Source organism: Catenuloplanes atrovinosus (assembly GCF_031458235.1).
GTDB lineage: Bacteria > Actinomycetota > Actinomycetes > Mycobacteriales > Micromonosporaceae > Catenuloplanes > Catenuloplanes atrovinosus.
Genome location: NZ_JAVDYB010000001.1, coordinates 5,226,247 through 5,252,337, shown reverse-complemented (window position 1 = coordinate 5,252,337; position 26,091 = coordinate 5,226,247). Strand labels below are relative to the sequence as shown.

At 72.1% G+C, this 26,091-nt stretch carries 21 protein-coding genes; 8 read left to right on the top strand and 13 right to left on the bottom strand.

All coding sequences use genetic code 11. The annotated features are described in order from the left end of the window. Positions 1–7: 7 nt before the first annotated feature. Both J2S41_RS23295 and J2S41_RS23290 read left to right on the top strand, forming a co-directional pair. Positions 8–916 (top strand): carbohydrate ABC transporter permease, encoded by a 909-nt coding sequence (locus J2S41_RS23295; RefSeq protein WP_310370467.1) that lies wholly within the window; start codon positions 8–10, stop codon positions 914–916. A 12-nt stretch (positions 917–928) separates the two neighbouring features. Further along, positions 929–1,834 (top strand): carbohydrate ABC transporter permease, encoded by a 906-nt coding sequence (locus J2S41_RS23290; RefSeq protein WP_310370465.1) that lies wholly within the window; start codon positions 929–931, stop codon positions 1,832–1,834. 45 nt (positions 1,835–1,879) lie between these two features. Here the strand turns inward: J2S41_RS23290 and J2S41_RS23285 are convergent, their stop codons facing one another. The 4 genes from J2S41_RS23285 to J2S41_RS23270 all read right to left on the bottom strand — a co-directional run bounded on the left by J2S41_RS23285 (position 1,880) and on the right by J2S41_RS23270 (position 5,975). Beyond that, positions 1,880–2,389 carry a DUF2199 domain-containing protein gene (locus J2S41_RS23285; protein WP_310370463.1) on the bottom strand — a complete coding sequence of 170 codons (510 nt, stop codon included), beginning with the start codon at positions 2,387–2,389 and terminating at the stop codon, positions 1,880–1,882. 115 nt (positions 2,390–2,504) lie between these two features. Further along, positions 2,505–4,208 (bottom strand): bifunctional 3'-5' exonuclease/DNA polymerase, encoded by a 1,704-nt coding sequence (locus tag J2S41_RS23280; protein WP_310370461.1) that lies wholly within the window; start codon positions 4,206–4,208, stop codon positions 2,505–2,507. Positions 4,209–4,245: 37 nt separating this feature from the next. Further along, a complete protein-coding gene (lexA, locus tag J2S41_RS23275; RefSeq protein WP_374728152.1) occupies positions 4,246–4,890 on the bottom strand; it encodes a transcriptional repressor LexA in 645 nt (214 codons plus the stop codon). A 35-nt stretch (positions 4,891–4,925) separates the two neighbouring features. After that, positions 4,926–5,975 carry a DUF4037 domain-containing protein gene (locus J2S41_RS23270; protein ID WP_310370458.1) on the bottom strand — a complete coding sequence of 350 codons (1,050 nt, stop codon included), beginning with the start codon at positions 5,973–5,975 and terminating at the stop codon, positions 4,926–4,928. Positions 5,976–6,165: 190 nt separating this feature from the next. On the opposite strand from J2S41_RS23270, the gene J2S41_RS23265 reads away from it, so the two are divergent. From J2S41_RS23265 to J2S41_RS23255, 3 genes are all read left to right on the top strand, one after another. Then, entirely contained in the window at positions 6,166–7,179 is a 1,014-nt protein-coding gene (locus J2S41_RS23265; RefSeq protein WP_310370456.1) for an aspartate-semialdehyde dehydrogenase, read from the top strand. Positions 7,180–7,239: 60 nt separating this feature from the next. Then, on the top strand, positions 7,240–8,178 hold the full coding sequence (locus J2S41_RS23260; protein ID WP_310370455.1) for a carbohydrate binding domain-containing protein: 939 nt from the start codon (positions 7,240–7,242) through the stop codon (positions 8,176–8,178). A 142-nt stretch (positions 8,179–8,320) separates the two neighbouring features. Next, positions 8,321–9,430 (top strand): transporter substrate-binding domain-containing protein, encoded by a 1,110-nt coding sequence (locus J2S41_RS23255; RefSeq protein ID WP_310370454.1) that lies wholly within the window; start codon positions 8,321–8,323, stop codon positions 9,428–9,430. Positions 9,431–9,443: 13 nt separating this feature from the next. Here J2S41_RS23255 and J2S41_RS23250 read toward each other — a convergent pair whose 3' ends face one another. The 4 genes from J2S41_RS23250 to J2S41_RS23235 form a co-directional block, all read right to left on the bottom strand. Further along, positions 9,444–10,649 (bottom strand): outer membrane protein assembly factor BamB family protein, encoded by a 1,206-nt coding sequence (locus J2S41_RS23250; protein ID WP_310370452.1) that lies wholly within the window; start codon positions 10,647–10,649, stop codon positions 9,444–9,446. A gap of 88 nt (positions 10,650–10,737) precedes the next feature. Further along, entirely contained in the window at positions 10,738–11,838 is a 1,101-nt protein-coding gene (locus tag J2S41_RS23245) for a hypothetical protein (RefSeq protein ID WP_310370450.1), read from the bottom strand. Between the two features lie 98 nt (positions 11,839–11,936). Next, positions 11,937–12,749: a metal-dependent hydrolase gene (locus J2S41_RS23240; protein ID WP_310370448.1), complete on the bottom strand. Its 813-nt coding sequence runs from the start codon at positions 12,747–12,749 to the stop codon at positions 11,937–11,939. Between the two features lie 140 nt (positions 12,750–12,889). Continuing rightward, the gene (locus tag J2S41_RS23235) at positions 12,890–13,369 is read right to left on the bottom strand and encodes a DUF1707 SHOCT-like domain-containing protein (RefSeq protein ID WP_310370446.1); all 480 of its coding nucleotides are present in this window, start codon (positions 13,367–13,369) and stop codon (positions 12,890–12,892) included. Between the two features lie 227 nt (positions 13,370–13,596). Between J2S41_RS23235 and J2S41_RS23230 the strand changes: the two genes are divergently transcribed. Beyond that, complete coding sequence (locus J2S41_RS23230) at positions 13,597–14,988, top strand: sensor histidine kinase (protein ID WP_310370444.1); 1,392 nt, start codon at positions 13,597–13,599, stop codon at positions 14,986–14,988. Further along, positions 14,985–15,656: a response regulator transcription factor gene (locus J2S41_RS23225; protein WP_310370441.1), complete on the top strand. Its 672-nt coding sequence runs from the start codon at positions 14,985–14,987 to the stop codon at positions 15,654–15,656. The genes J2S41_RS23230 and J2S41_RS23225 overlap by 4 nt, the downstream gene beginning before the upstream one ends. A gap of 1,263 nt (positions 15,657–16,919) precedes the next feature. Here the strand turns inward: J2S41_RS23225 and J2S41_RS23220 are convergent. From J2S41_RS23220 to J2S41_RS23205, 4 genes are all read right to left on the bottom strand, one after another. Further along, the gene (locus J2S41_RS23220; RefSeq protein ID WP_310370439.1) at positions 16,920–17,408 is read right to left on the bottom strand and encodes a DinB family protein; all 489 of its coding nucleotides are present in this window, start codon (positions 17,406–17,408) and stop codon (positions 16,920–16,922) included. Between the two features lie 92 nt (positions 17,409–17,500). Continuing rightward, a complete protein-coding gene (gene glgB, locus J2S41_RS23215; protein ID WP_310370438.1) occupies positions 17,501–19,369 on the bottom strand; it encodes a 1,4-alpha-glucan branching protein GlgB in 1,869 nt (622 codons plus the stop codon). Between the two features lie 100 nt (positions 19,370–19,469). After that, positions 19,470–20,813: a glycosyltransferase family 4 protein gene (locus J2S41_RS23210; protein ID WP_310370436.1), complete on the bottom strand. Its 1,344-nt coding sequence runs from the start codon at positions 20,811–20,813 to the stop codon at positions 19,470–19,472. 163 nt (positions 20,814–20,976) lie between these two features. After that, a complete protein-coding gene (locus J2S41_RS23205) occupies positions 20,977–22,878 on the bottom strand; it encodes an amylo-alpha-1,6-glucosidase (protein WP_310370434.1) in 1,902 nt (633 codons plus the stop codon). 132 nt (positions 22,879–23,010) lie between these two features. On the opposite strand from J2S41_RS23205, the gene J2S41_RS23200 reads away from it, so the two are divergent. Then, positions 23,011–25,623, top strand: a complete 2,613-nt coding sequence (locus tag J2S41_RS23200; protein WP_310370432.1) for an MGH1-like glycoside hydrolase domain-containing protein — start codon at positions 23,011–23,013, stop codon at positions 25,621–25,623. 1 nt (position 25,624) lies between these two features. On the opposite strand, the gene J2S41_RS23195 is transcribed toward J2S41_RS23200, so the two are convergent. After that, entirely contained in the window at positions 25,625–25,927 is a 303-nt protein-coding gene (locus tag J2S41_RS23195) for a hypothetical protein (protein WP_310370430.1), read from the bottom strand. Between the last annotated feature and the right edge of the window lie 164 nt (positions 25,928–26,091).

Sequence of the window (26,091 nt, the reverse complement as noted above, 5' to 3'; positions counted from 1 at the left end):
GATCCACATGCGGCACGGCAAGTACCCGTTCGTCATCGGGTTCCTCGCGGCACCCGTGACGATCTACGTCGTCTTCGTCATCGCGCCGTACGCGCAGGCCTTCTACATGGCGCTGACGAACTGGCGAGGACTGTCTCCCGGCCAGTTCGTCGGCCTGGAGAACTTCACGCGGCTGTTCCAGGACGAGGTGTTCTGGAAGGCGTTACGGCACCACGGGATTCTGCTGCTTGCGCTGCCGCTGATCACGATCATCATCGCGCTGTTCCTCGCGTTCATGCTGAACGTCGGCGGCGGCTCCCAGAAGGGCATGATGGCCGGCGTCTGGGGCTCCAAGTTCTACCGCGTCGTCTTCTTCCTCCCGCAGGTGCTGGCGATCGCCATCCTCGGCGTGCTGTTCCAGTCGGTCTACCGCCCGGACGGCTCCGGCATGATCAATAGCCTGGTGAGCAAGGCCGGGCTGGAACCGATCGGCTTCCTGATCGATCCCAAGCTCGCGCTCTGGTCGATCGTCGCGGTGCTGGTCTGGCAGGGCGTCGGCTTCTACGTGGTGCTGTTCTCGGCCGGCATGTCCAACATCCCGAAGGACATCTACGAGGCCGCGATGCTGGACGGCGCCACCCGGTCGAGCATGTTCTTCCGGGTCACGCTGCCGCTGCTGTGGGACACGCTGCAGGTGGCCTGGGTCTACCTGGGCATCGCCGCGTTCGACTGCTTCGCCATCGTGCAGACGCTCACCGTGGACCAGGGCGGCCCCGACGGCTCCACCACCGTCATCGGCATGGAGATCTACCGGAACGCCTTCGTCTACTCCAAGTACGGCTACGCCTCCGCGATGGGCGTGGCACTCTTCTTCCTGACCATCACGTTCGCCGCGCTCAGCCTCCGGGTCAGCCGGCGCGAATCCGTCGAGATGTGAGGCGGGATCACCATGGCAATCGACACCGCTACCCCCGCCCCGGTCTCGTCCGCGACGCCGTCCCCGGAGAAGAAGACCCGCCGCGAGATCAACATCCTGGCCGGCTTCGGGCACCTGTTCCTCGCGGTCTGGGCGCTGCTCATCATCGCGCCGCTGGTCTGGACGTTCCTCGCCTCGTTCAAGGACAACGAGGAGATCTTCGGTGACGCCTGGACGCTGCCGGCCACGCTCCGCTTCGACAACTGGGCCCGCGCCTGGACCGAGGCGAACGTCGGCCAGTACTTCCTGAACAGCGTCTTCGTCGTCAGCCTGAGCACCGCCGGCACCATGCTGCTGGGCGCGATGGCCGCCTACGTGCTGGCCCGCTACACGTTCTTCGGCAACCGGATCATCTACTACCTGTTCGTGTCCGGCCTGGCCTTCCCGGTGTTCCTGGCGCTGGTCCCGCTCTTCTTCGTGGTACGCAACCTGGGGCTGCTCAACTCGTACGTCGGCCTGATCCTGGTGTACATCGCGTACTCACTGCCGTTCACGGTGTTCTTCCTGGCCGCGTTCTTCAAGTCGCTGCCCAACTCGGTGGCCGAGGCCGCCATCATGGACGGCGCCTCGCACACCCGCCTCTTCTTCCAGGTCATGATGCCGATGGCCCGCTCCGGCCTGATCAGCATCACGATCTTCAACGTGATCGGCCAGTGGAACCAGTACCTGCTGCCGCTCGCGCTGCTGCAGGGCGAGGGCGCCGAGGAGAAGTGGGTCCTCACCCAGGGCATCGCGAACATCTCCACCACGGCCGGCTTCCACGCGGACTGGGGCGGCCTGTTCGCGGCCCTCACCATGGCCATCCTGCCGATGATCGTCATCTACGCGATCTTCCAGCGGCAGATCCAGTCCGGTCTGACGTCGGGCGCGGTGAAGTAGTCCCTGTTCTGCAGAAGGGGCGGCTCCGGCCGCCCCTTTCCGCTCTCAGGCGCCGGCGTGCTGGACCAGGGAGGCGATCTGGCGGACCCGCGCCAGCGTGATCCCCCGGTGCTGCTCCACCGCGAGCGGGTGCTCGGTCGGCTCGACCAGCACGTGCGGACGCTCCCCGAGCGGCGCGGTGTGCACCATGAGCTTGAGATTGATCGTGCTCTCCGGGTAGACCGGCAGCTCGGTGGAGAGCCAGCCGAAGTACGCCGGCTCCGCCTCCCGCCCCGGCGTGTCCCACACCTCCAGCATGCGGGCGAAGTTCGGCCGGCTCAGCGTGGTCCAGATCCCCCACTCGAAGTCCTCGCCCGCGTCGTGGACCGGGATGACCAGGCGCGCCCGCACGAAGAAGTGTTCACCCTGGATGACACAGATCTCGTCCTCCAGCCTGCTGCGCTCATCCGCCGCGAACTCCTCCCGCCAGTACGCGGGCGCCCCGGACCCGTAGCTGAACGGCAGCCCCTCGTGCCGCTCCCCGCAGTGCCCACACTCATATCCCTGATCGATCACGCCGCGACCCTATCGGCCCACCGCCCCCTCCGTGGGGCCCGACCATGGTGGACCGGACGGGCCGGACCGGCCGGCGGAACGTGCCGCCGGCGAAGCCGGCGGGCGGCGCAACCTTTCAGGGTTTCGCGTCCGCATAGCAGTCCACGATGGAGGGGTCGAGGGGGAAACGGACCGGGGAGTCGCCGAAGAGGAGGCGGCCGGCCTGGTCGGCGGCGTGCTGGGCGGCGGTGGCGACGGTGCGGGCCTGGTCGGCGGGGCAGTGGATGACGACCTCGTCGTGCTGGAAGAAGACCAGCTGGGCGTCCGAGCCGGCGAGTGCGGTGCGGAGCGTGGCGAGCAGGACGAGCGCCCACTCGGCGGCGGTGGCCTGGATGACGAAGTTGCGGGTGAAGCGGCCGCGGGCGCGGGCGTCGGGGCGGGAGCCGGTGTCGGGGGCGGACCCGCCGCCGGTGTCGCCGGCGTCGGCGGTGAGCAGCGTGCCGTCGGCGGCGAACGAGGCGGACGGGGGCGGGCAGGTGCGGCCGAGCCAGGAGCGGACCAGGCCGCCCTGCTCGCCGGTGCGGGCGGCGGCCTCGACGTAGTCGAACGCCCGCGGATAGCTGCGACGCAGCACGGCGAGCGCGGGGAGCGCGGAGCCGCCGGTCTGACCGTACATGGCGCCGAGCAGCGCGAGCTTCGCCTTGGCGCGGTCGCCGCCGAACGAGTCGGCGGCCAGCGCGGCGTAGAGGTCACCGGCGGCACCGGCCTCGGCGAGGCGGGCGTCGCCGGAGACGGCGGCGAGCACCCGCGGCTCCAGCTGACCGGCGTCCGCGACCACGAGCTTCCGGCCGGGGTCGGCGACCACGGCCCGGCGGACGACCTTGGGGATCTGGAGCGCGCCGCCGCCGCGGGTGGCCCAGCGGCCGGAGACGACGCCGCCGGGCACGTACTCCGGGCGGAAGCGGCCGTCCTGCACCCAGGCGTCGCGCCAGGCCCAGCCGTGCGCGGTCCAGATCCGGTACAGCTCCTTGTATTCGAGCACGAACGGCACGGCGGGATGCCGGACGTCGCGCAGCACCCAGCGGCGCGTGCTGGGCAGGTCGAACCCGGCCTTGGCGAATGCGCGCAGCAGCTCGGCGGGGGAGTCGGGGTGCAGGCCGCGCACGCCGAACGCGCCGTTGATCAACCCGGCCAGCTCGGCCAGCCGGCGCGGCTGCCCGCCGACCGGGGACGGCGGGCCGAGCAGCTCGACCAGCAGCCGGTCGTGGATGTCGGCGCGCCACGGCAGGCCCTCGCGGGCCATCTCGGCCGCGATCAGCGCGCCCGCCGACTCGGCCGCGACCAGCAGGCGGAACCGGCCGGGGTCGGCCGTGCGGGCGATCCGCGCGACCTGGTCGGCGTAGACCTCGGTGACCGCGGTGAGCGGGTCGGTGCCGATCTCGGCCGGCGGCGGGGCGGTGTCGAACAGCGCGGGCTGGCCGCCGCCGGGCGGCTCGGCCTGGCGGGGCGGCGGGTCGCGCGGGACCGGGCCGCCGGCGATCCGGGCCCAGGCGGCGGGCAGCGCGCGCGGCTCGCCCCAGCGGCCGTCGTAGCCGAGCAGCAGCGTCTCGGTCAGCTCCAGGTCGTGGCAGCGGTCGACCCGCACGCCGGCGCGCAGCAGCCCGGGATAGATCGCGTCGGTGCTCGCCCAGAGCCAGCGGGGATGGTCGCGCCGCTCCCGGGCGGCGACGGCCGCGGGCAGGTCGGCGACCGGCGTGACCCGGCCGGCGGGCGCGCCGGTGGGGCGCAGCGGAGCGAGTCGCCCGCCGCGGTCCTCCCCCGGAACCGCCGCCACCAGCACGCCCTCATTCTGCGCCCCGGGTACGACAGAACAACCGTCAGACGCGGCGCAGCACGGAGACGACCTTGCCCAGGATGACGGCCCGGTCGCCGTCGATCGGCCGGTACGCGTCATTGCGCGGTTCCAGCAGCACGTGCCCGGCACGGCGGCGGTAGACCTTGACCGTGGCCTCCTCGTCGATCATCGCGGCCACGATGTCGCCGTTGTACGCCTCGTGCTGTTGCCGGACCACCACCACGTCGCCGTCGCAGATCGCGGCGTCGACCATCGAGTCGCCCCGGACGCGCAGGCAGAACAGCGTGCCGCGGCCGACCAGGTCACGCGGCAGCCGCAGCGTCTCCTCGGCCGCCTCCTCCGCGAGGATCGGCGCGCCGGCCGCGATCACGCCGACCAGCGGCACGCCCACGGTCTCCTCGTCGCGTTCCGGCCGGTCGGCGGACTCCAGGAACATCCGCGCGTCCACCGGGCGGGTCGCGGTCCGGCCGCGTCGCAGGAAGCCCAGCTCCTCCAGCGTGCGCAGGTGCCGGCTGACCGAGGACGTCGACGACAGCCCGACCGCGTCACCGATCTCCCGGGTGCTCGGCGAGTAGCCGTGCCGCACCACCCAGTCCCGGATGACGCCCAGGATCGCCCGTTGACGCGGCGCCAGCACGGAGGTGTCGAGATCTTCAGCCCACTGCACCCGCAGATCCTGCCTCACCGGGCGGCCGGTGCGGCTCAGGCGCGCCGTAGCCACTGCTCATAGGCGGCGGCGAAGGCGGCGCGCGCCTCCGGCCGGGCCAGCAGCCACGGGTTGTCCAGCCACTGGTCGATCGCGCCGATCTCGGGCGGCAGGCGGCGCAGCAGCGGGTCGGTGAGGCCGTCCAGGAGCGCGGCCGGCACCTCCGGGCGCACCGCGCGCGAGGCGCGCTCGAAGAACGGGCCGACCCCGTCCGGCGGCGTCGGCAGGCCCAGGTCGCGCTGCCGGGCCAGCAGCACGCGGACCGCGGTGACCAGCGCGTCCTCGCGTACCCGCGGGTCCACGCTGTGCAGCACCGTGGTCAGCGGGCCGGTCAGCTCGGCCGCGATCGGCAGCCGCTGGAACGCGCGCTCGAACCACTTGTCGTACGGCGCCCACGCCCGGCACAGCCGGAACGCCTGCCGCATCACGTCCTCGGCCAGCGTCCCGGCCAGCCGGCGTGCGTGCAGCGGCTGGCCGGTCGCGGCGGCGCGCGCGTGCAGCGGCAGGCGGGCGAGCCGGTGCCAGCCCGCGGCCAGCACGTACCGCTCGACCTCGGCCGGGTAGTGCCGCAGCGCCGCGCGCAGCGGCCCGAGCGCGGTCGTGGTGTCCGCGAAGACCGGCCCGGCGATCACCTCCAGCACCGCCTGCCCGGTCAGCATCAGCCAGCCCGCGCTGTCCGCCGGGTCGAACGCGATGCCGAGCCGGTCCCGGGCGAACGCCGGCACGGTCGCGACCGACACCTTGTGCCGTGCGCGCTCGTCCCAGGTCATGGCGAACCGCACCGGGTGCCCGCGGAACCGGTCCGGCAGCTCGCGCTCCAGCAGATCGTCCAGGTACGGCACCAGGTCCGCGTCCGCGTCGTCGACCAGCAGGGTCAGCCGCAGCCCCCAGTCGTGGTCGCGGCTGGTCGCGTCGTCGAAGCCCAGCACGTCCGAGCCGGAGCCGAGCCGGCCGGCCGCGTGCGGCAACCGCGGCACCTCGCGGCTCAGCAGCGGACCCACGACCTCCCGGTGGTACGCACGAGCGAGCGCGATCCCGGTGTCCATGAATGGATGATGGCAGCCCGGTGTGGCGTATTCGCGGCATATTTTTCCTCCGGCGCGCATCCGCGGCGACCGCAGAAATCCCGGCCGGCCCGCCACCGGCGCAGAAGACCTGCGACGGTACGGACACCCCCGTTCACCTGGTGGGATTTCGGATTAGAACCGCCCGCCTCCGGTCGGTAACCTCGTCGTCATGCGGATTGGCATTGTCGGAGCAACGGGCCAGGTCGGCGGCGTCATGCGGCGCATCCTGGCGGAGCGGAACTTCCCGGTCGAGCAGCTGCGGCTGTTCGCGTCGGCCCGGTCGGCGGGTCGCACGCTGCCGTGGGCGGGCGGCGAGATCACGGTGGAGGACGCGGCCACGGCCGACTTCGCCGGTCTCGACATCGTGCTCTTCTCCGCCGGCAAGGGCTCGTCCAAGGAGCTGGCGCCGTCGGTCGCGGCCGCCGGCGCCATCGTGATCGACAACTCGTCCGCGTGGCGGATGGACCCGGACGTGCCGCTGGTGGTGGCCGAGGTCAACCCGCGGGCCGCGCAGGACCGGCCGAAGGGCATCATCGCCAACCCGAACTGCACGACGATGGCCGCGATGCCGGTGCTGCGCCCGCTGCACGAGGAGGCCGGGCTCGAGGCGCTCGTCGTCGCCACGTACCAGGCGGTCTCCGGCGCCGGGCTGTCCGGCGTCTCCGAGCTGTCCGACCAGGTCGTCAAGGTGGCGGACCGGGCCGCCGAGCTGACCCACGACGGGTCCGCGGTCGAGTTCCCCGAGCCGCGCCAGTTCTCCCAGCCGATCGCGTTCAACGTGCTCCCGCTCGCCGGCTCCATCGTGGACGACGGGCTGAACGAGACGGACGAGGAGAAGAAACTCCGCAATGAGAGCCGCAAGATCCTCGGCATCCCCGGCCTGAAGGTCTCCGGCACCTGCGTGCGCGTGCCCGTCTTCACCGGCCACTCGCTGCAGGTCAACGCGCGCTTCGCCCGGCCGCTGTCGCCGTCCCGCGCGCGCGAGATCCTGGCCTCGGCGCCCGGCGTGGCGCTGGAGGAGGTGCCGACCCCGCTCAAGGCCGCCGGCCAGGACCCCACCTACGTGGGCCGCATCCGTGCCGACGAGACCGCCGAGCACGGCCTGTCCTTCTTCTGCTCCAACGACAACCTGCGCAAGGGTGCCGCGCTGAACGCGGTGCAGATCGCGGAGCTGTTCGTCTGAGACATCGATCGATTACTCTACGATGTCGAGTGACCACATTCGACTCGGGAGTGTCTGGCGATGGGCGACGGCCGCGACGATCCGGTGCGGCGCTTCTGCGACGAACTCAGCGATCTGGTGCGCGACGCGGGACTGAAGCGGGCCGACGTGGTGCGTGCACACCCGATGAGCGAGTCCCAGGTGTACGCGGTGCTGCGCGGCGAGGTCCGCACGCCGCCGCCGTTCGACCGCATGGTGCTGCCGATCGTCCAGGCCTGCGGCGCGGACGAGGAGCGGGTGAAGTGGTGGCGCTCCCGGCACGCGATGATGGTCCGCGAGCACGAGTTGTACCGGCGGCGCCCCGCGCCGTCCGCCGAGCCGCCGGAGCCGGCCGCGCCCGCACCCGCGCCGGCGCGGCCCGGGCCCCGTCGGCGGCGGCTGGTCCTGGCGATCGCGGGCGCGGTGGTGGCCGCCGTGACGGCGCTCAGCGTCGTCGCGGTCTGGCTGATCACCCGTGGTCCGGATCGGGAGGCGCTGCCGCCGGTGCCGACCTGCACGGAGGGTCCGCCGGCCGTGGGAGGCGACCTGCTGGACGTGCCGCGCCCGACCCCTCCCGACGACCCGAGGTTCGACGACTGGTGGGCGAACCACGGCGGAGTCCGGCTGGAGGACTCCACCCGTCGTAGCTGGAGGGCGGTCGTCAACGGCGGCTCGAACAAGCCCCACGACCTGATCGTGGTCCGGGGTTGTCTACCGGTGACGAGCGGGCATCGGTACCGGCTCTCGTTCCGGGCTCGGGCCGACACCGACGTGAGCATCCGGGTCCGGGTCCAGCTGAACCGGCCGCCGAACTATGAGGAAAGCCTCTACAAGACCATCGACGTGACCACCGAGGCGCAGACGTACTCCTGGACGTTCACGGGAGAGCACTCGAGTTTGGAGAGCGAGCTGACGTTCCAACTCGGCGGCCACCCGGACTTCACGATCGAGGTCGCCGACGTGGCGCTGACCCGGATCTGACGCCGAGTCCGGAGTCCTGCGGTGTCGCGCTCCGCGGCAGGGCCGTGACCCGCACGAACAAGACCGCACTGCGATGTGCTGCGGAATCGGGCCCGCACGGCGTACCCCTCTGGTCCTCTGGTCCTCAAAGGGGGAGGTCGATGTGACCGAGACGCCGGAGAGGGCCGCGCGGACGCGGCCGGTGCTGCGCAACCTGTTGTGGTGGCTGACGCCCACCTCGCTCGCCACCGCGGGCCTCACCGTCCTGCTGCTGCTCAACCGGGCGTGGGGTGCGGACGTCGCGGCGATCGCCGGGCTGCCGCTGAGCGTGGCCGCGATCGTCGTGTCGATCCTGATCGTGCAGGGGTGGTTCACGACGCCGTGGCTGCGGGTGCCGACCGGGCGGCTGCGCCGGGGCCGGCTGGTCGCGGCGCTGACCGTGGTCGTGTTGCTGGCCGGCGCGGTCTTCTGGTGGGTGCGCCGTGAACCGGACCCCTTCGAGTACATGTCCGGCGAGGTGCGCATCGGCTACGTCGACCACCAGTACAAGGGCTGGCACACCGACGGCCCGGGCGGCACGCCGGTCGGCTTCGACGCGGATCTGGTCCGGGAGATCGGGGCGCACTTCACCGGCGCGAACCTGGTGTGGGTGGACCTCTCCACGCTGGACAACCGGGAGGCGGCCCTCGCCGGCCGGTGGCGGGCCGCGCCGGGCCAGCCGTGGCAGCGTCCGGTGAAGCTGGTGGTCTCGACTTATTCGATGACGCCGGAGCGCGCGGAGCGGGTGGACTTCGCCGGCCCGTACTTCGTGGACATGCAGGGCTTCGTCAGCCGCACCGGCGCCACGAGCATCGCCGACATACCGCCCGGGAAGGTGTGCGTGCTGCGCGACTCGAACAGCGACAAGAAGCTCACGCAGGCCGGCTTCGGGCCGGTCCGTGAGGACTCGCTGGCGGCGTGCTTCAGCCAGTTCAAGAAAGGGCACTACGACGCGGTCTCCCACGACCGGTCTCTGATCGCCGGGTACGCCGAGGACCGCGACCTGAAGATCTCCGCCCCACTGACGTACGGCGCGGAGAAGTACGCGGTCGCCATGCCGAACAACATGCCGCGGCTGTGCGAGGAGATCAGCAAGGTGATCGACGACTTCCTGCGGTACAGCTGGTCGGAGTCGTTCGCGGCGAACCTGGTCCCGCTCGGCCTGGCGGAGAGCGATTACGTCCGCCCGCCCGGTGCCGAGCCGTGCCAGCCGCCCGGTCCGCGCCTGCTCTGAGGCCGCCCGCCCGTCAGGGCTCCAGCGCCAGCACCGCCTGGTAGGGGTCGACCGCGAACAGCCGGCCGTACGCCGGGACCACCGTGCCGAAGATGCCCTCGCGGGACAGCACGCGGTCGTGGAGCACCCGGCCGTCCGAGGCGTCCAGCGCGGCGATCCGCGTCTCGCGGGGGCTCCACAGCTGGGCGAAGACCAGGCCGCCGCCGGCCGTGATCGTGCGGGCCTCGCCGCGGACCGGGGCCGACCAGAGCGTGCGGCCGTCCGCCGGGTCCAGCGCGCGGATCGTGTCGCCGCTGCCCGCGTAGAGCACGGCCGGCGTGTCGTGTGCGTCCGCCCGCTGCGGGGCCAGCGCCACGGTCAGGTAGCCGAGATCGCCCCGGCACCAGCGCGCGCCGCCGCTCCCGGCGTGCCGGGCGCACACCTGGTCGCCCTCGATCGTGTAGAGCGCGTCCTCCGTGACCGCGACCTGGTAGAGGCCGCCGCCGGTGGGCACGCTCCAGCGGGGTGAGCCGGTCGCGGCGTCGAACGCCACCGAGCGGGTGCCGGTCGCGTCCCGCATCGGCCAGATCAGCGTGTCGCCCGCCACGGCCGGCGCCTCGTACTGCGCGTCGCCGGCCACGTCCTGTTCCCAGGCGAGCGTGCCGTCGGTCAGCCGGTAGGCCCGGAACCGGGTGTACTCGCAGGTGTAGCGGCACTTCCAGCCGCCGCCCACGAAGACCAGCCCGTTGTGCACCGCGAGGTCGTCGGCCGGTGCGTCGCCCGGCATCGGCGCGCGCCAGCGCTCCGCGCCGGTGGGGGAGTAGGCGCGCAACTCGTCCCGGCCGGGCCCGTCGGACGCGACCGTGACGATCGTGTCGTCCACGGCCGCGGGCGTGCCCAGCCACAGCCGGGCGCGTACCCCGAAGGGCAGGTCCCGGCCGGTACGCGCGTCGAGCTTCCGGATCCGGACGGTGCCCTGCTCGGAGGCCGGCAGGTAGAGCGCGCCGCCGGCCGCGACCAGCTTCCCGTGCGGCGCGCCGGCGACCCGCCAGCCGTCGTGCAGCCCGGTCACGGTCGCCGGGGTGAGGCCGCCGGTGACCGGCTGGTAGCCGGTGTGCCCGGCGTCGCCGTGCGCGTGGCTCCAGCCGCCGCCGGGCCGGGTGCCGGTGCCGGCCGCGGCCGGCACCGCGACCAGCAGGGGGATCGTGGCCAGCGCGGCCACCAGGCGTCGTCGTCTCATGATCCCCTCCGGCAAAAAGGATGAAAAGTCCGATATGCCGATGGTATGGGCGCGGCCCGCCGCAATCCGGCCAACGCGCCGCGCCCGGTCAGCTCCGATAGATCTCCAGGATCGTGCCGGTGAGCCGGTCGTACCGGTACACCAGCGTCTGGTGGTACGCGTCCGTGCCCAGCCCGCCGACCTGCGTGACCAGCATCCCGCCGGTCACGGCGTCGCTGTTGCGGACCCACCGCCACCCGGCGCCGGCCCTCAGCACGCGCACCTCGGCGCCGAAGTCACCGCCGGCCGACGTGATCGAGTAGACCGGGCCGTCCGGCCCCCGCAGGTCCAGGCCGCCGTCCGCCCGGATCGTCATCGTGATGATCAGCGCGCCGGCCGGGTCCCGGATCTCCGCCGGATCGCCCACATGGAACGTGCCGCGCCCGCGCCCCTGGACGTCCATGCCGTTGTAGAACGTCTTCCCGGCCACGTCCACCCAGAAGTGCGGCACGTGCGCGCCCGCCGCGCCGAACGTCGGCCCCGGGTAGTACGACAGGTGCCAGTGCGGCGGGTTGTCCGGGTGCAGCGCGTTGTTCGTCTCGAAGCCCATCAGCGCGAAGAAGTGCCCGCGCCGCCGGGCCTCCGCGGCCAGCCCCGAGTCCTGGAGCACCAGATTCGCGGCCACCATGTAGTTGATCACCGCGGCGGCCTGGTTGCCCGGCCATGCCACGCCGGTCCACGGCCCGGCCACGCGGTCCGGATCGTTGTGCTCGATCCGCCAGTAGACGCCGGTCGCGGTGTCGCCGCTCGGGTACGAGAACACCTGCAGCGTGTTCTGGTTGACGGAGGTGCCGGTCACCGGGACGGCGAACCGGACCGTGAACGGGTCGGCCGCGTCGTGCTCCACCGCCACGTGCGCCTTGCCGGAGATGACGTCCGCGACCCACTGCCCGGGCCACGACACGGTCACGGTCACGGCCGCGGCGGACGGTCCGCGGACGAACGCGTAGAACTCGGCCCGGCTGGCCACGGAGTAGTTCGCGCCGGGCATCAGCTCGTACCCGGCGGGAAGGCTCACGGCGGGCGTGGACGGGGTGCCGGGCGACGCCCGGACCACCCGGAACCCGCCGTAGGCGGGCGCGGGAGCGGCGGAGACGGGGGACGGGACGGACCACAGCAGCAGAGCCAGGATCAGTAGCCTGATCGTCATGCGCCGACGCTAATAGTCGATCATGAATGCCCCGGCGAACCTCGGAGGACCATCGAGGGGTCGGCGGCTGAACGCCGTACCCCCCGGTCAGGATCTTCCTAGATCTCGATGTTGAACCGGCTCAGCACGGCGCGGCCCATCAGCGCTCCGGCCGACGCCAGCGAGATCAGCGTGAACGCGCCGCGCAGCCAGATCGTCTCGAACTTGCCGCCGACCTTGATCGCCCAGTCGTCGTTTATGCCGATCATCCGCCACAGCCGGCCCTTACCGGTCGGGATCGGCCACAGGATCGGCACCCCCGACTTCGTGATCATGTCGCCGAACAGGTGCATCACGCAGCCCACGCCGATCGCCACGCCGAGCATCGGATATCCGCGGTCGCCCGGCAGGTTGAGGAACGTGAGGTACGCCGCCCCGGCGGAGAGGAGCGTGATCACCACCCAGCCGGCGCGCTCGGCCCACTCGTCGAACAGCCCCCGCAACGCCAGGCCGATCATGAAGAACAGGATGCCGATCACGGCCCACTTGCCGAACGCGGTGCACAGCGCGGACGTGCCCCAGCCGATCAGCGCCGCGAACGGCAGCGTGTGCGTGAAGGTGCGGTGCCCGTTGTCCCGCTTCGGGTCCTTGCTCAGCCGCGTCGCGGTGTAGACGCCGAGCGAGAACTTCTCCACCACCTCCGCGACGAACAGCGAGAACACGCCGAACGTACGGGCCACGGTCGCGCCGCCCCGGTTCTTCGTCACCCGGCCGGAGAGGTCGATGTCCGGCAGCAGCGCCCCTCCCGCGCACATCGCGGTCCCGATCGCGATCGCGAGCGGCGACTGCTCGTACCCGGCGAACTGGTCCAGCGCCCAGCAACCGGCCAGCCAGGCTGCCGCGCCGGACAGCGCATGCTGCGGCCCCATCATCGTGCGTACCCTCCCCAGGGTTCAGCCCGCGCACGGTCGGCGCGGGCCGCCACACAATGTCAGTTCCGCCCAACGTGATCAAACACCGCCACGGGTCCAATTGGGACACGTGTCGGAGAGCATGCCGGTGCCCCGGCGGCTCAGTGGTGGTACGCGTGGAAGCGGTCGCGCGGATGGCCGTGCCCCCACGGGCCGTGGCCGTGCCAGTCCCGGCCCGCCCAGGTGCCGCCCGCGCGGATGATCGCCGCGTGCTTGAACACGCTGAGCAGCATCGGGACGATCGCGAACACCGGCCAGAAGAAGTGCGCGCCGGTGGCCGCCCAGATCGCGATCAGCACGCCGCTGACCAGCAGCACCACGCTGGCGTGCGTGCGCAGGTGCCGGCGGGCGGCGGCGCGGCGCTCCGGCGTGCGGGCCAGCCCGGGCAGGCCGCGGCCCGGCAGGTCGGCGGTGAGCGGTGCCAGTTCGTCGCGGTGGACGGCGGCGTAGACCGCGGTCAGCCGCGTCTCGCCCTCGTCCAGCGCGAGCCGGCCCTCGCCCATCGCGGCGCGCACGATCTCCGCGGTCTGCTCCCGCTCGGCGTCCGACGCGCGGATCCGGCCGGTCTGTGTGCCTTCCATGGTGTCCTCCCGGTCTGTGGCTGACGACGCTGTCCAGCCTGCGCCGCGCCCGGGTGCCGCCGCGTCGGGCCGTGGGAGGTGACGTGCGCGCCCCGTGCGGAGGTGTCGCCCCCGGCGGCTACGCCGCGGGGAGTAGCGCGCCGCGCCGGGCGTACCGCGCCGAGGGTAGGCAGCGTGCCACGCCTCGGCGACGCCGCGCGGGCCCGCCGTGGCCTACCGTCGGGGGCGTGCCACATTCGCCCACCGGCCCGCACGACGCCGACGCCACCGCGGCCGAGGCGGTGCGCCCGTGCGGCCCGGACCGCCTGCGCGGCGCCGGCAGGTCGGCCGCCCACCGGCTGTCGGAACTCCGCGAGCGTGAGGAACGGCGCCGGGACCGCGGCCGCCGGATGCACCGGGATCTCGACCGCTGGGGTGGCTCGGGCTGGCACGGGCACGGCCTGCCGCCCTGGGCCGACCCGGACCGGCGGAAACCCGACTCGCTCGGCGGCATCGCGGTCTTCACGGCGCTGGTGCAGGTGATCGGCGTACGCCTGGTGGCCGGCTCGTGGGACGGATTCGGGCCGCTCATGGTCGCACTGCTGCTGGCCGGGCCGGTGAGCCTGCTGGCCCGCCGGGTGTCCCCGGTGCTGCCGGTGGCGGTCGCGGCCGCGGCGGCCATCGCGTACGCGCTGATCGGCTACCCGGGCGGCCCGTACTTCGTGGCGCTGATCGCCGCGGTGGTGCACGGCGTGAAGGCCGAGCGCGCGATCCGGGTCGCGGCCGTGATCGGCACCGCGTTCGTGACGTACGTACTGGCCGGCCGCGTGTTCGCCGACCGGCTCGGCGTGCCCGCCGACACCCGGCCCACGCTCGCGGCGCTGGCCATCATCGCGCTCGCCTCGATCGTCCTGGTGGTCGGCACGGAGGCGGGCCGCACCCGGCGGATCCAACTCGCCGAGATGCTGCGCGCCGAGGCGGAGGAGGAGCGCGCCCGCGAGGAACAGGATCGGCGCCAGGCCAGCGAGGAGCGGCTGAGCATCGCACGCGAACTGCACGACGTGATCGGCCACCACCTGTCGCTGATCAACGTGCAGGCCGGCGTCGGGCTGCACCTGATGGACAGCCGCCCCGAGCAGGCCAGGTCCGCGCTCGCCGCGATCAAGACGGCCAGTTCGGAGGCGCTGCGCGAGGTGCGGGCCGTGCTGGGCGCGCTGGCCGAGGAGGACGAGTCCGCGCCGCGCGCGCCCGCGCCCGGGCTGGCCCGGCTGGACGCGCTGACCGAGGGTGCCGGGCTGCCGTGCCGTACCGTCGTCGGCGGGACGTCCCGGCCGCTCCCCGCGGAGGTGGACCGCGCCGCGTACCGGATCGTGCAGGAGGCCCTGACGAACGTGCGCCGGCACGCGGGTGGCGCCGCCACCACGGTCACGGTCGGCTACACGCCGGCCGGCCTGGACCTGCGCGTGGAGAACGAGCCGGGCACCGCGGACCCGACCGTGCCGCCGGGCTCCGGCATCGGCCTGCCCGGCATGCGCGCGCGGGCCGAGGCGCTCGGCGGCACGCTGGCGGCGGCACCGGCCGCGTCCGGCGGATACCTGGTCGTGGCGCACCTGCCGGCGCCGGAGGGGGAGTCGAAGTGATCAAGGTCCTGCTCGCGGACGATCAGGCGCTGGTCCGGGCCGGATTCCGCGCACTGCTGGACGCGGAGCCCGGCATCGAGGTGGTCGGCGAGGCCGCGGACGGCCTGGCCGCCGCCACGCTGGCCGCGCGCACCCGCCCCGACGTGGTGCTGATGGACATCCGCATGCCCGGCGTCGACGGCCTGGAGGCGACCCGCCGCATCGTCGCCGACCCCGCGCTGACCGACACCCGGATCATCATCCTGACCACGTTCGAGCTGGACGAGTACCTCTTCGAGGCGCTCCGCGTGGGCGCCTCCGGCTTCCTGGTCAAGGACACCGAGCCGGTCGACCTGCTGCGCGGCGTGCGCGCGGTCGCCGCCGGCGACGGCCTGCTGTCCCCCGGCGTCACCCGCCGCCTGATCGCCGAGTTCGCCACCCGGGGCCGCAGCACCCCCGCGCCGCCACCCCCCACCACGGACCCGCTCACCGACCGCGAACGCGAGGTGGTCGCCCTGGTCGGCGAGGGCCTCAACAACGACGAGATCGCCGAACGCCTCCACGTCAGCCCCGCCACCGCCAAGACCCACGTCTCCCGCGCCATGATCAAACTCTCGGCCCGCGACCGCGCCCAACTCGTCGTCTACGCCTACGAATCCGCCCTGGTCCGCCCCACCTGGCTCACCTGACTGTCTTTCATCTTCCCGCTCCCGGCGGCTCCTTTCCCGCATGCTCCCGCGGGCACCGGTCGGCCGTGGCCGGCCTCCCTGTCCGATCCGTGGCCGCAAGCCCAGCGGGCCGCACCCCGCCCTGTCCGCGCGACTCCATCCCCGGCCTTCCACCGGCCTCAACGCCCGTGTCCACCCGGCGTCGCCGCCGGTTTCTGTGCGGGTGTCTCGGCGTCGCCGCCGGTTTCTGTGCGGGTGTCTCGGCGTCGCCGCCGGTTTCTGTGCGGGTGTCTCGGCGTCGCCGCCGGTTTCTGTGCGGGTGTCTCGGCGTCGCCGCCGGTTTCTGTGCGGGTGTCTCGGCGTCGCCGCCGGTTTCTGTGCGGGTGTCTCGGCGTCGCCGCCGGTTTCTGTGCGGGTGTCCCGGCTTGCCGCCGGTTTCTGTGCGGGTGTCCCGGCATGCCGCCGGTTTCTGCGCGGGTGTCCCAGCCACCGCCGGTCTCCAGGGAGTATGTCCACCGGCCTTGCCGCCGAACTCGCTAGCTAGCCTGAGGGCAACGGCTCGCCGACCACATCCGGCCGGGCTCCTCATCCCTTCTCGCTGTCGGCGATGCCCGAAATATCCCCTTATTGGGGGCGCTGCGTGTGAGGGTCGACGACTACTGATACGTAGAGCACGTAAAGAGCACCCGCCGGCGTGCTCTACGTATCACTAATCAGTCGATCATGCGGAATCGTGGGTCGCGCACGTCGGGGGGCCGCGAGGCGGGCGTTGCTTGGTGCTGTTGCGGGAGGCGTGGGTCGCGCACGTCGGGGGGCCGCGAGGCGGGGGTTGCTTGGTGCTCCTGCGGGGACCGTGGGGCGCGCACGTCGGGGGGCCGCGAGGCCGGCGTTGCTGTGATCATGCGGGGGGCCGTTGGTGGCGGCATGCCGGCGAGCCGGGAGCCGGAGACTGCCCGGTGGATCATGCGATGCATCGTGGGAGCGGCAACCCGGAAGTCCGAGAAGATCCACTTCGGCGGATCGTGCGGGAAGGGGCACACCTGCCGAACGCGGGGGAACCACCTCCGATAGCGAAGAGGCGGAGCGCCACACCGGCGAGCCGCGGGGAGATTGCCGCCCGGCGGGAAACGGGACGGAGTGGCATGCCCGGACCGCCGGCGGGTGGCGGATGGAGAGCGGCCCCCTGGGCTTGCGGCCACGGATCGGACAGGGAGGCCGGCCACGGCCGACCGGTGCCCGCGGGAGCATGCGGCACCGGGGCCGCCGGGAGTGGGCGGAGAAGGGTCAGCCCATGGTCTTCTGGCCGTCGATGGCCTCGCGGAGGATGTCGGCGTGGCCGGCGTGCTGGGAGATCTCGGAGATGAGGTGGAACAGGACGTAGCGGTTGGTCCACGTGGCGCCGGGCTCGAACCAGGGGGCCTCGGGGAGCGGGTGGGTCTCGTCCAGGTCGATGGTGGCGATCAGCTCGTCCGTGTGCGCGGCGACCTTGGCGTAGTCGGCGAGCAGGCCGTCGAGGGTTTCGCCGGGGACCATGCGGAAGCCGTCCTCCCAGCCCTCCTCGTTGTCGTGGGCGCCGGGGGTGCCGGTGGCGAAGGCGATCCAGGAGCGCTCCGTCGCGGACACGTGCTTGATCAGGCCGCCCAGCGAGAGTTCGGTGCTCGGCACGGGGCGGGACGCGGCCTGCTCGTCGGTCAGGTTTTGCACAGTGAACCGCAGGAAGCCCCGCGAGCGGTCCAGCATCGTCACCAGGTCCGTGCGCTCTTGAGTCGTCATGACGTAGAGCCTATGGACAATGGCGGACAGGTCCTGTCCTAGATGCGTCGCGGCCCCCACCGAAAACGGTGAGGGCCGCGCGTCGCGAAAATCTAGGCCGGGCGGAACCAGACGGCGGCGTACGGGCCGACCGCGACCTCGGCGGAGTGGGGGAGGCCGTGCGTGCCGGCGTCGGTGGCCGTGACCGCGCCGAAGTTGCCGACGCCGGACCCGCCGTAGTGGGTGGCGTCCGTGTTCAGCACCTCGTCCCAGCGGCCGGCCCGGGGCAGGCCGATGCGGTAGCCGGTGCGCGGGACGCCGCTGAAGTTGGCCACGCAGGCGAGCACCGAGCCGTCATCGCCCCAGCGGAGGTAGGAGACCACGTTGTTCTGCCAGTCGTCGTGGGCGATCCAGCGGAAGCCCTGCGGCAGCGTGTCCTGCGACCAGAGTGCGCGTGACTCTCGGTAGACGCGGTTGAGGTCGCGGAGCGTGGCGTGCACGCCCTGGACGGCCGGGTCGCCGAGCACGTGCCAGTCGAGGCCGCGGTGCTCCGCCCACTCGTGCTCGTCGGCCAGCTCGGAGCCCATGAAGAGGAGCTGCTTGCCGGGGAACGACCACATGTAGGCGAGGAATCCGCGCAGCCCGGCCAGGCGCTGCCAGCGGTCGCCGGGGAGCTTGGCGATCAGCGAGCGCTTGCCGTGCACGACCTCGTCGTGGCTGATCGGCAGCACGAACTGCTCGTCGAACGCGTAGCAGGACGGCCAGGTGAGCTGATCATGGTGATGCTTGCGGTAGACCGGGTCGCGCTCGGCGTACTCGAGCGTGTCGTGCATCCAGCCCATGTTCCACTTCAGGCCGAAGCCGAGGCCGCCCCAGTCGGTGGGCTTGGAGACGCCGGGGAACGCGGTGGACTCCTCGGCGATCATGACGGCGCCGGGGTGCTCGCGGTAGACGACCGCGTTCAGCTCGCGGAGGAACGCGATGGCCTCGAGGTTCTCGTTGCCGCCGTGCTCGTTCGGCGACCACTTGCCGTGCTCGCGGGAGTAGTCGAGGTAGAGCATCGAGGCGACCGCGTCCACCCGCAGGCCGTCGACGTGGAACTCCTCCAGCCAGTAGAGCGCGTTCGCCACCAGGAAGTTGCGCACCTCCCAGCGGCCGTAGTTGAAGATCAGGCTGCCCCAGTCGGGGTGCTCGCCGCGGTGCGGGTCCGGGTGCTCGTAGAGCGCGGTGCCGTCGAAGCGGGCCAGCGCCCACTCGTCCTTCGGGAAGTGCGCGGGCACCCAGTCGAGCAGCACGCCGATGCCGGCCTGGTGCAGCCGGTCGACCAGGTAGCGGAAGTCGTCCGGGTTGCCGAACCTGGAGGTGGGCGCGTAGTAGCCGGTGACCTGGTAGCCCCACGAGCCGCCGAACGGGTGCTCCATCACCGGCATCAGCTCCACGTGTGTGAAGCCCAGCTCGGCCACGTACTCGGTGAGCTGGTCGGCCAGCTCGCGGTAGCCGAGGCCGGGCCGCCAGGAGCCGAGGTGCACCTCGTAGACGCTCATCGCCTGCCGGTGGTGCTCGGTCTGCGACGCGCGCGCGGCCATCCAGTCGCCGTCGTCCCATTTGTGCTCGGACCGGAAGATCTTCGACGCGGTACGGGGAGGGGTCTCCGTCGCCACGGCCAGCGGGTCGGCCCGGTCCATCCACGAGCCGTCCGCGCCGTGGATCTTGTACTTGTAGTGCTGGCCCACGGTGGCGCCCGGCACGAACGCGGCCCACACGCCGCTGTCGCCGAGATTCCGCATGGGTACGCCGTCGTCCGCGCCCCAGCCCGCGAAGTCCCCTATCACCCGGATCTCGCGCGCGTTCGGGGCCCACACCGCGAAGTGGCAGCCGTCGTCGGTGGGGTGCGCGCCCAGCACCGTCCAGAGCCTCTCGTGCCGCCCCTGGGAGAGCAGCCAGCGGTCGATCTCGCCGATGATGTCGTTGCTGTCGGACACGGAGCGGTAAGCCTCGCAACCTGGATGTGAAGTGGAAAAGGTTCCGCTGGCCGTCGCGAGGGGCGGCGGCCAGCGGAGAGAGCCGGAGATCGGGGGGATCCTAGACGGCGGACGAGGCGGCGTTCATCAAGCCGTGCAGGAGGTTGCCCTCGGGCACGACGGCCTTCGGCCGGCCGGCGGCGAGCTGCGCCTCGGCCTGCTTCGTGTTGAAGGCGGGTGCTTCCCGGATGGCCGAGCCGTACGCGGCCGCGGTGCGGGCCGCGATCGTGCCCCAGCCGTACCGCTCGGTGACCATCGAGCGCGCCTGCCGGGCGACGCGGCGCGCGAACACCTCGTCGGCCAGCAGCGAGTCGACCGCGTCCGCCAGCGCGTCCGGGTTGCTGTGCGGGAACGTGACGCCGGTGACGCCGGGCTCCACGATCTCCGCGAGGCCGCCGGTCGAGGAGACCGCGATCGGCGCGCCGGCCGAGGCGGCCTCCAGCGCGATCATGCCGAACGGCTCGTAGAGGCTCGGGATGACGGTGGCGTCGGTGGCGGCGAGGACCGCGGGCAACTGCTTCTCGTTCATGAAGCCGGCGAACGTGACGGTGTCGTGCAGGTTGAGGCGGGCGGCCTCCTCCTGCAGCTCCGGCCGGTACGGCCCGTCGCCCGCGATGACCACCTTGAGGCCCGGGTGCCGGTGCTTGAGCTTCGGCACCGCGTTCACCAGGTGCTGCACGCCCTTCTCGTAGACCAGGCGGCCGGCGAACCCGATCAGCGGGCCGTCACCGGCGAACTTGGACCGGGCGGCGGCGACGGCGCGGGGCTGGGCGCGCCACATGGTGTCGTCGACCCCGTTGGGCACGACGTCCATCCGGGCCGCGGGGAGGTCGAGGAGCCGGTTCACCTCCCACCGCATGTACTCCGAGCAGACGATGACACGCACCGCCTCCTGCGCGAGCCACCACTCGACGGTGTGGATCGCCTTGTTCATCTCCTCCGGGAGCCAGCCCTGGTGCCGGCCGGCCTCGGTGGCGTGAATCGTGGCGACGAGGGGGACGTCGAGGTGCTCCTTGAGCGTGACCGCGGTGTGCGTGACGAGCCAGTCGTGGGCGTGGATGACGTCGTACTCACCGGACTCGGCCGCCCGCAGGGCCGCGCGGGTCAGCGTGTGGTTGAACGCCATGGTCCAGGCCAGGAGCGAGGGCGTGGCGAGCGGGAAGACCGGCGGGTCCTCGGGCGCGCGCACGATGCGGACGCCGTCCGCGTACTCCTCCAGCGGGGCGCCGGCCACGTGCCGGGTCACCACCGTCACCTCGTGGCCCGCGTTGGCGAGCGCGATCGAGAGCGCGTGCACGTGGCGCCCCAGGCCGCCCACCACCACGGGTGGGTACTCCCAGGAGAGCATCAGCACGCGTTGTGGTCGCGCGGTGCGCATCTCGATGATGTCGGCGTTTGGTGACATAGGCCCGGCCCCCTCGCAGATTCGTCCCTAGGCACACGCCAGCGGACGCCCCTCACAATCTGGAACAGAAGGGTGTCAGCGCGCTCGTTGGGATGGCCTTATCTTGCCGTACCCGTGGAAACCAGCGAAGACACCCCGGTTGCCGCCGTGTAACCAAGGTTGATCAACACCGACGGACGCGAACTAGTTCCCCGACCGACCACGCTTGAAACGGGCAACCTGTGGCCGAGTGGGGCGGCTCACCATCCGCTGTTTCAGAGACAGAGCCTAGGCCAAACTCGGTCAAATGACCTTCGATACCGGAGAGTAATTCGGCATCTGACACAGCGGACTTCGCACACGTATCGATGAATGGACCGACCCACCAAGGCCACACGGTCCCCATGTGATATGCGCCATCCCTACCGTCAGAATTTCCACGGTGTTCCCTCTGGAAACCCTTTTCCCGTGGACCCAGGCTGCGCAGCCCGATGGGCGTGAGCAGTCCCTTGGAAATTGCGCGGAGAGCACGTGCGTCGGCACGCATCGGAGCGTACGGCAATGACCAGGCCAGCAATTGGTTGGGGCGCAGCGCGGCGTCGTCACCCTGTGGACCGTCCACCACGTCGTAGAGCCAGCCGGCGGGCGCGGGGAAGCGCCGCCGGAACGAGGCCAGCGCGGTGCGGTGCGCGACCGGAGCCGCGCCGGCGTCCCCGCGGGTCCGGCGTGCGAGGTCCACGATACCGGCGAGCCCGTTGATCCACAGTGCGTTCACCTCGACCGGCTTGCCGGCGCGTGGGGTCACCGGCACGCCGCGCACCCGCGCGTCCATCCAGGTCAGCGCCTCCCCGGCGGCGCCCTGGGTGAGCAGGCCGTCGTCCGGGTCCACGCGGATGCCGTAGCGGGTGCCGCGCAGGTGCGCGTCCACCACGTCGCGCAGCGCGGGCAGCAGTTCCTCGGCCAGGTCGGTGTCGCCGGTGACGGTCACGTGCCGGGCCACCGCGTGCAGGAACCAGAGCGTGCCGTCCACCGTGTTGTACTCGACGCTGCCGGTGTCCGCGGTGTTCGCCAGCATGCCCTCGGAGAGGGTGGCCGCGTAGCCGAGCAGCAGCCGCCGGCCCTCCTCGGCCCGGTTCGTGGTCAGCAGCAGCCCCTCGTACGCGATCATGGTGTCCCGGGACCACGCGCCGAACCACGGGTATCCGGCGACCACGTCCGGCGCGTCCGCGGTGCGCACCACGAACGCGTCCGCGGCCAGCGCCAGCGTGGCGTCCACATCGTCGGCGGGCGCGGCGGCGGCCACCACGGCGCGGTTCCGGCGGCGGGCCGCGGAGATCACCTCGCGGGCCGGCGGCGGCGTGTCGTCCAGCGCGCCCGCCCAGGCCCGCACCTCCAGCACGTCGCCGGGCTCACGCAGCTCGGCGCCGAACGTGCCGGCGTGGAACAGGTCCTCGTCGGCCGCGAGCCCCCGGGCCGCCTCCTCGCGGTGGTGCACGCCGGTCCACCAGGTGCCGGCCGCCCGCCAGTCCGGGCCGTCCAGCCGATACGCGCGCTCGATCACGGCGCCGCCCGCGACCCGGTCGACCGCGAGCGGACCGCCGCCCGCGCCGCGCTCGCCGTGACCGTCCCGCCAGGTGCACAGCGCCTGGAGGTCCAGCCGGACCGGGCCGCCGGCCAGCAGCCGGTGCACCACGGCGAGCGCCGGGCGTCCGTACACCATGGCCAGCTCGCGCTCCAGGACCACGTCCCCGACCCGCCAGCGCCACCGGGGGAGGCCGTCGATCAGCGAGAAGCGCTCCAGGAACGTGTGCCCGGCCGGGGCGACCGAGCCGGACGCCCACTCGTGCGTGCCCAGCCGGTACTCGTCGCCGCCGATCGTGAGCACCGGGTCCAGGCTCGCCAGCGCCAGCGTGCGCGCGGCCGCGGTCGCGCCGGACACCATCAGCAGCCCGTGGTAGCGGCGGGTGCGCAGGCCGCAGACCGTGCCCATGGCGTACCCGCCGAGGCCGTCCGGGACCAGCCACTCGCGCGCGGCGCCCTCGACCAGGGCACCGCAGACCTGAGGGCCGAAGCTGATCGTGATCATGTAATTCCCGCACCTATCACTCACGGCGTCTGGTTACTGGCGGAAACCCGCCGACGCGACAATGTTTAGTGTGATCGACTTTGTCTTGGGAAGTTCTCCTATGGAAGATTCACGAGGAGGTGAGGGGCGCCGGTGAGTGAACGGGAGCGTCTCGCGCAGGCGGACTCGGGCGAGCAGCCGTGGCGAGCGTGGGGGCCGTACCTGTCGGAACGCGCCTGGGGCACGGTGCGGGAGGACTACAGTGAGCACGGCACCGCCTGGGACTACTTCCCGCACGATCACGCCCGCTCGCGCGTGTACCGGTGGAACGAGGACGGCATGGCCGGGGTCTGCGACGACCGGCAGACGTTCTGCTTCGCGCTGGCACTGTGGAACGGCAAGGACTCCATCCTCAAGGAGCGGATGTTCGGCCTCGGCGGCGACGGCGGCAACCACGGCGAGGACGTCAAGGACTACTGGTGGTACGAGGACTCCACGCCCACCCACTCCTGGATGCGCTGGCGCTACCACTACCCGCAGGCCGCGTTCCCGTACGAGGACCTGACCCGGACCAACCGGGCCCGGCGCCGCGACGAGAGCGAGTACGAACTGGTCGACACCGGCGTCTTCGACGAGGACCGGTTCTGGGCCGTCACCGTCGAGTACGCCAAGGCCTCACCCACCGACTACTGCATGGTGGTCACGCTCGCCAACCGCGGCCCGGACGAGGCCACCCTGCACGTGCTGCCCACGCTCTGGTTCCGCAACACCTGGTCGTGGGGCATCCCCGGCCGCGACCACCTGCCGACGATCTTCGGCTCCGGCAACCGGCTGACCGGGCAGCACCGCGGACTCGGGCAGATCGTGCTGGAGGGTTCCGGCGAGCCGACGGCGCTGTGCTGCGACAACGAGACCAACACCCAGCGGCTGTGGGGGCTGGAGGGGCGCAGCCCGTACCCGAAGGACGGCATCAACGACCACGTGGTGGACGGCGCGGACACGGTCAACCCGGACGGCGAGGGCACCAAGGCGGCGCTGCACTACACGGTCACCGTGCCGGCGCGCTCACAGACCACGATCCGGCTGCGGCTCGCGCTCACCCCGCCCGTACCGTCGCCGGTTCTTGATCTCGGTGAGGGCTTCGACACCGTGCTGCGGCTGCGCGCGGCCGAGGCCGACGAGTTCTTCGGCGAGGTCATCCCGGCCGCGGCGCCGCGCGAGGCCGCGAACGTCGCGCGGCAGGCGATCGCCGGGCTGATGTGGGGCAAGCAGTTCTACCACTTCGACGTGGAGCAGTGGCTCTGCGGCGACCCCGGCTCCACGCCACCGGCCGGCCGCCGCCACGGGCGCAACAGCGCCTGGTGGCACATGAACAGCTTCGACGTGATCTCCATGCCGGACCCGTGGGAGTACCCCTGGTACGCGGCCTGGGACCTGGCGTTCCACTGCGTCTCCATCGCGCGCGTGGACCCCGGCTTCGCCAAGTCCCAGCTACTGCTCCTGCTCCGCGAGTGGTACATGCACCCCAACGGCCAGATCCCGGCGTACGAATGGGCGTTCGGTGACGTGAACCCGCCCGTGCACGCGTGGGCGGCGCTGCGCGTCTTCGAGATCGACGGCGGCTGGGACCACGACTTCCTCGCCCGCGTGCTGCACAAGCTGCTGCTCAACTTCACCTGGTGGGTCAACCGCAAGGACATCAACGGCAACAACGTGTTCGAGGGCGGGTTCCTCGGGCTGGACAACGTCGGGCCGTTCGACCGCTCCGCGGCGCTGCCGGTGGCCGGCGTGCTGGAACAGTCCGACGGCACCGGCTGGATGGCGATGTACGCGCTGAACCTGCTCGACATGGCGGTGCGGCTGGCCATCCACGACCACACGTACGAGGACGTGGCCACGAAGTTCTTCGAGCACTACGCGTACATCGGCATGGCCGCGTACCAGCAGGGGCTCTGGAACGACGAGGACTCGTTCTTCTACGACGTGCTGCGCCTGCCGGACGGCGTGAAACTGCCGCTCAAGGTGCGGTCCGTGGTCGGGCTGCTGCCCCTCGCCGCCACCAGCACGCTCACCGCGGTCACGCTGTCCCGGCTGCCGGAACTCGCCGCGCGGGTGCGCTGGTTCCAGAACCGCCGGCCGCGGTACGCGGAGATCGTCGGCGCGCGGCGGCTCTCCGGGGACGGCCGGCAGCAGCGACTGCTCGCCATGGTCGGGCAGGAGCAACTGCTGCGCATCCTCGCCCGCATGCTCGACGAGGAGGAGTTCCTCTCGCCGTACGGGCTGCGCACGCTCTCCCGCAGCCACCTGGAGAAGCCGTTCACGATCTGGCTCGGCGGCTCCGACTTCACGGTCGGGTACGAGCCGGCCGAGTCGACCAGCGGGCTGTTCGGCGGCAACTCCAACTGGCGCGGCCCGATCTGGATGCCGACCAACTACCTGCTGATCGAGGCGATCCGCGAATTCGCCACGTTCTACGGCGACGACCTGCTGGTGGAGTACCCGACCCGGTCCGGGCGCAAGGTCACGCTGACCGAGGTGGCGGACGACCTGTCACACCGGCTGATCTCGCTGTTCCTGCCGGACCGGTCCGGGCGGCGGCCGATCTACGGACGGTGCGAGCTGTTCCAGACCCACCCGGACTGGAAGGACCTGATCGTCTTCCCGGAGTACTTCCACGGGGACAACGGCGCCGGCCTGGGCGCGTGGCACCAGACCGGGTGGACCGCTCTGGTCAGTGACCTGATCCTGACCGTCTACCGCTCCTGACCTACAGCGCGGCGTGGTGGGCGATCGTGTCCCGGCGCACGATCGTCTCCGCCAGCCGGTGCAACTCCGCGGGGTCCGGCTGCCACGCGTCCGCGATGTCGTGGTGCAGCCCGGCGCGCGTCTCCTCGAGCAGGCGCGCGCCCACCACCTCGACCGGCTCGCCGGCGTAGCCGTCCCGGACCCGCTGCGCGGCCGCCTGGAGCGCGGAGGTCAGTTGCTCCTCCAGCGCGCCGCGCAGCTTGCGCTCCACCGGTCCCAACTGGCGGACATCGAGCGTGACCTTCGGCTCGTCCTGCTCGGACATGTCGCGACCCCCTGAATGTGCCGTCGTGCGTGCTCGCGCCCGGTACCCATCCCGGCCGGTGCGGCAAACGTCACGGGACCGAAAAAATTCGTCGTCCACAGGCAACCTGACGGAGGTCGATATTCGTTAGTCTCGTGCCGGGATCGACGCTCCAGGAGGCTTCC

Coding starts and splice junctions, on each gene's coding strand:
- J2S41_RS23290 (WP_310370465.1), top strand. CDS start 929: ATGGCAATCGACACCGCTACCCCCGCCCCGGTCTCGTCCGCGACGCCG.
- J2S41_RS23210 (WP_310370436.1), bottom strand. CDS start 20,813: ATGTCACCAAACGCCGACATCATCGAGATGCGCACCGCGCGACCACAA.
- J2S41_RS23245 (WP_310370450.1), bottom strand. CDS start 11,838: ATGACGATCAGGCTACTGATCCTGGCTCTGCTGCTGTGGTCCGTCCCG.
- J2S41_RS23295 (WP_310370467.1), top strand. CDS start 8: ATGCGGCACGGCAAGTACCCGTTCGTCATCGGGTTCCTCGCGGCACCC.
- J2S41_RS23240 (WP_310370448.1), bottom strand. CDS start 12,749: ATGATGGGGCCGCAGCATGCGCTGTCCGGCGCGGCAGCCTGGCTGGCC.
- J2S41_RS23220 (WP_310370439.1), bottom strand. CDS start 17,408: ATGACGACTCAAGAGCGCACGGACCTGGTGACGATGCTGGACCGCTCG.
- J2S41_RS23260 (WP_310370455.1), top strand. CDS start 7,240: ATGGGCGACGGCCGCGACGATCCGGTGCGGCGCTTCTGCGACGAACTC.
- J2S41_RS23250 (WP_310370452.1), bottom strand. CDS start 10,649: ATGAGACGACGACGCCTGGTGGCCGCGCTGGCCACGATCCCCCTGCTG.
- J2S41_RS23195 (WP_310370430.1), bottom strand. CDS start 25,927: ATGTCCGAGCAGGACGAGCCGAAGGTCACGCTCGATGTCCGCCAGTTG.
- J2S41_RS23270 (WP_310370458.1), bottom strand. CDS start 5,975: ATGGACACCGGGATCGCGCTCGCTCGTGCGTACCACCGGGAGGTCGTG.
- J2S41_RS23205 (WP_310370434.1), bottom strand. CDS start 22,878: ATGATCACGATCAGCTTCGGCCCTCAGGTCTGCGGTGCCCTGGTCGAG.
- J2S41_RS23265 (WP_310370456.1), top strand. CDS start 6,166: ATGCGGATTGGCATTGTCGGAGCAACGGGCCAGGTCGGCGGCGTCATG.
- J2S41_RS23235 (WP_310370446.1), bottom strand. CDS start 13,369: ATGGAAGGCACACAGACCGGCCGGATCCGCGCGTCGGACGCCGAGCGG.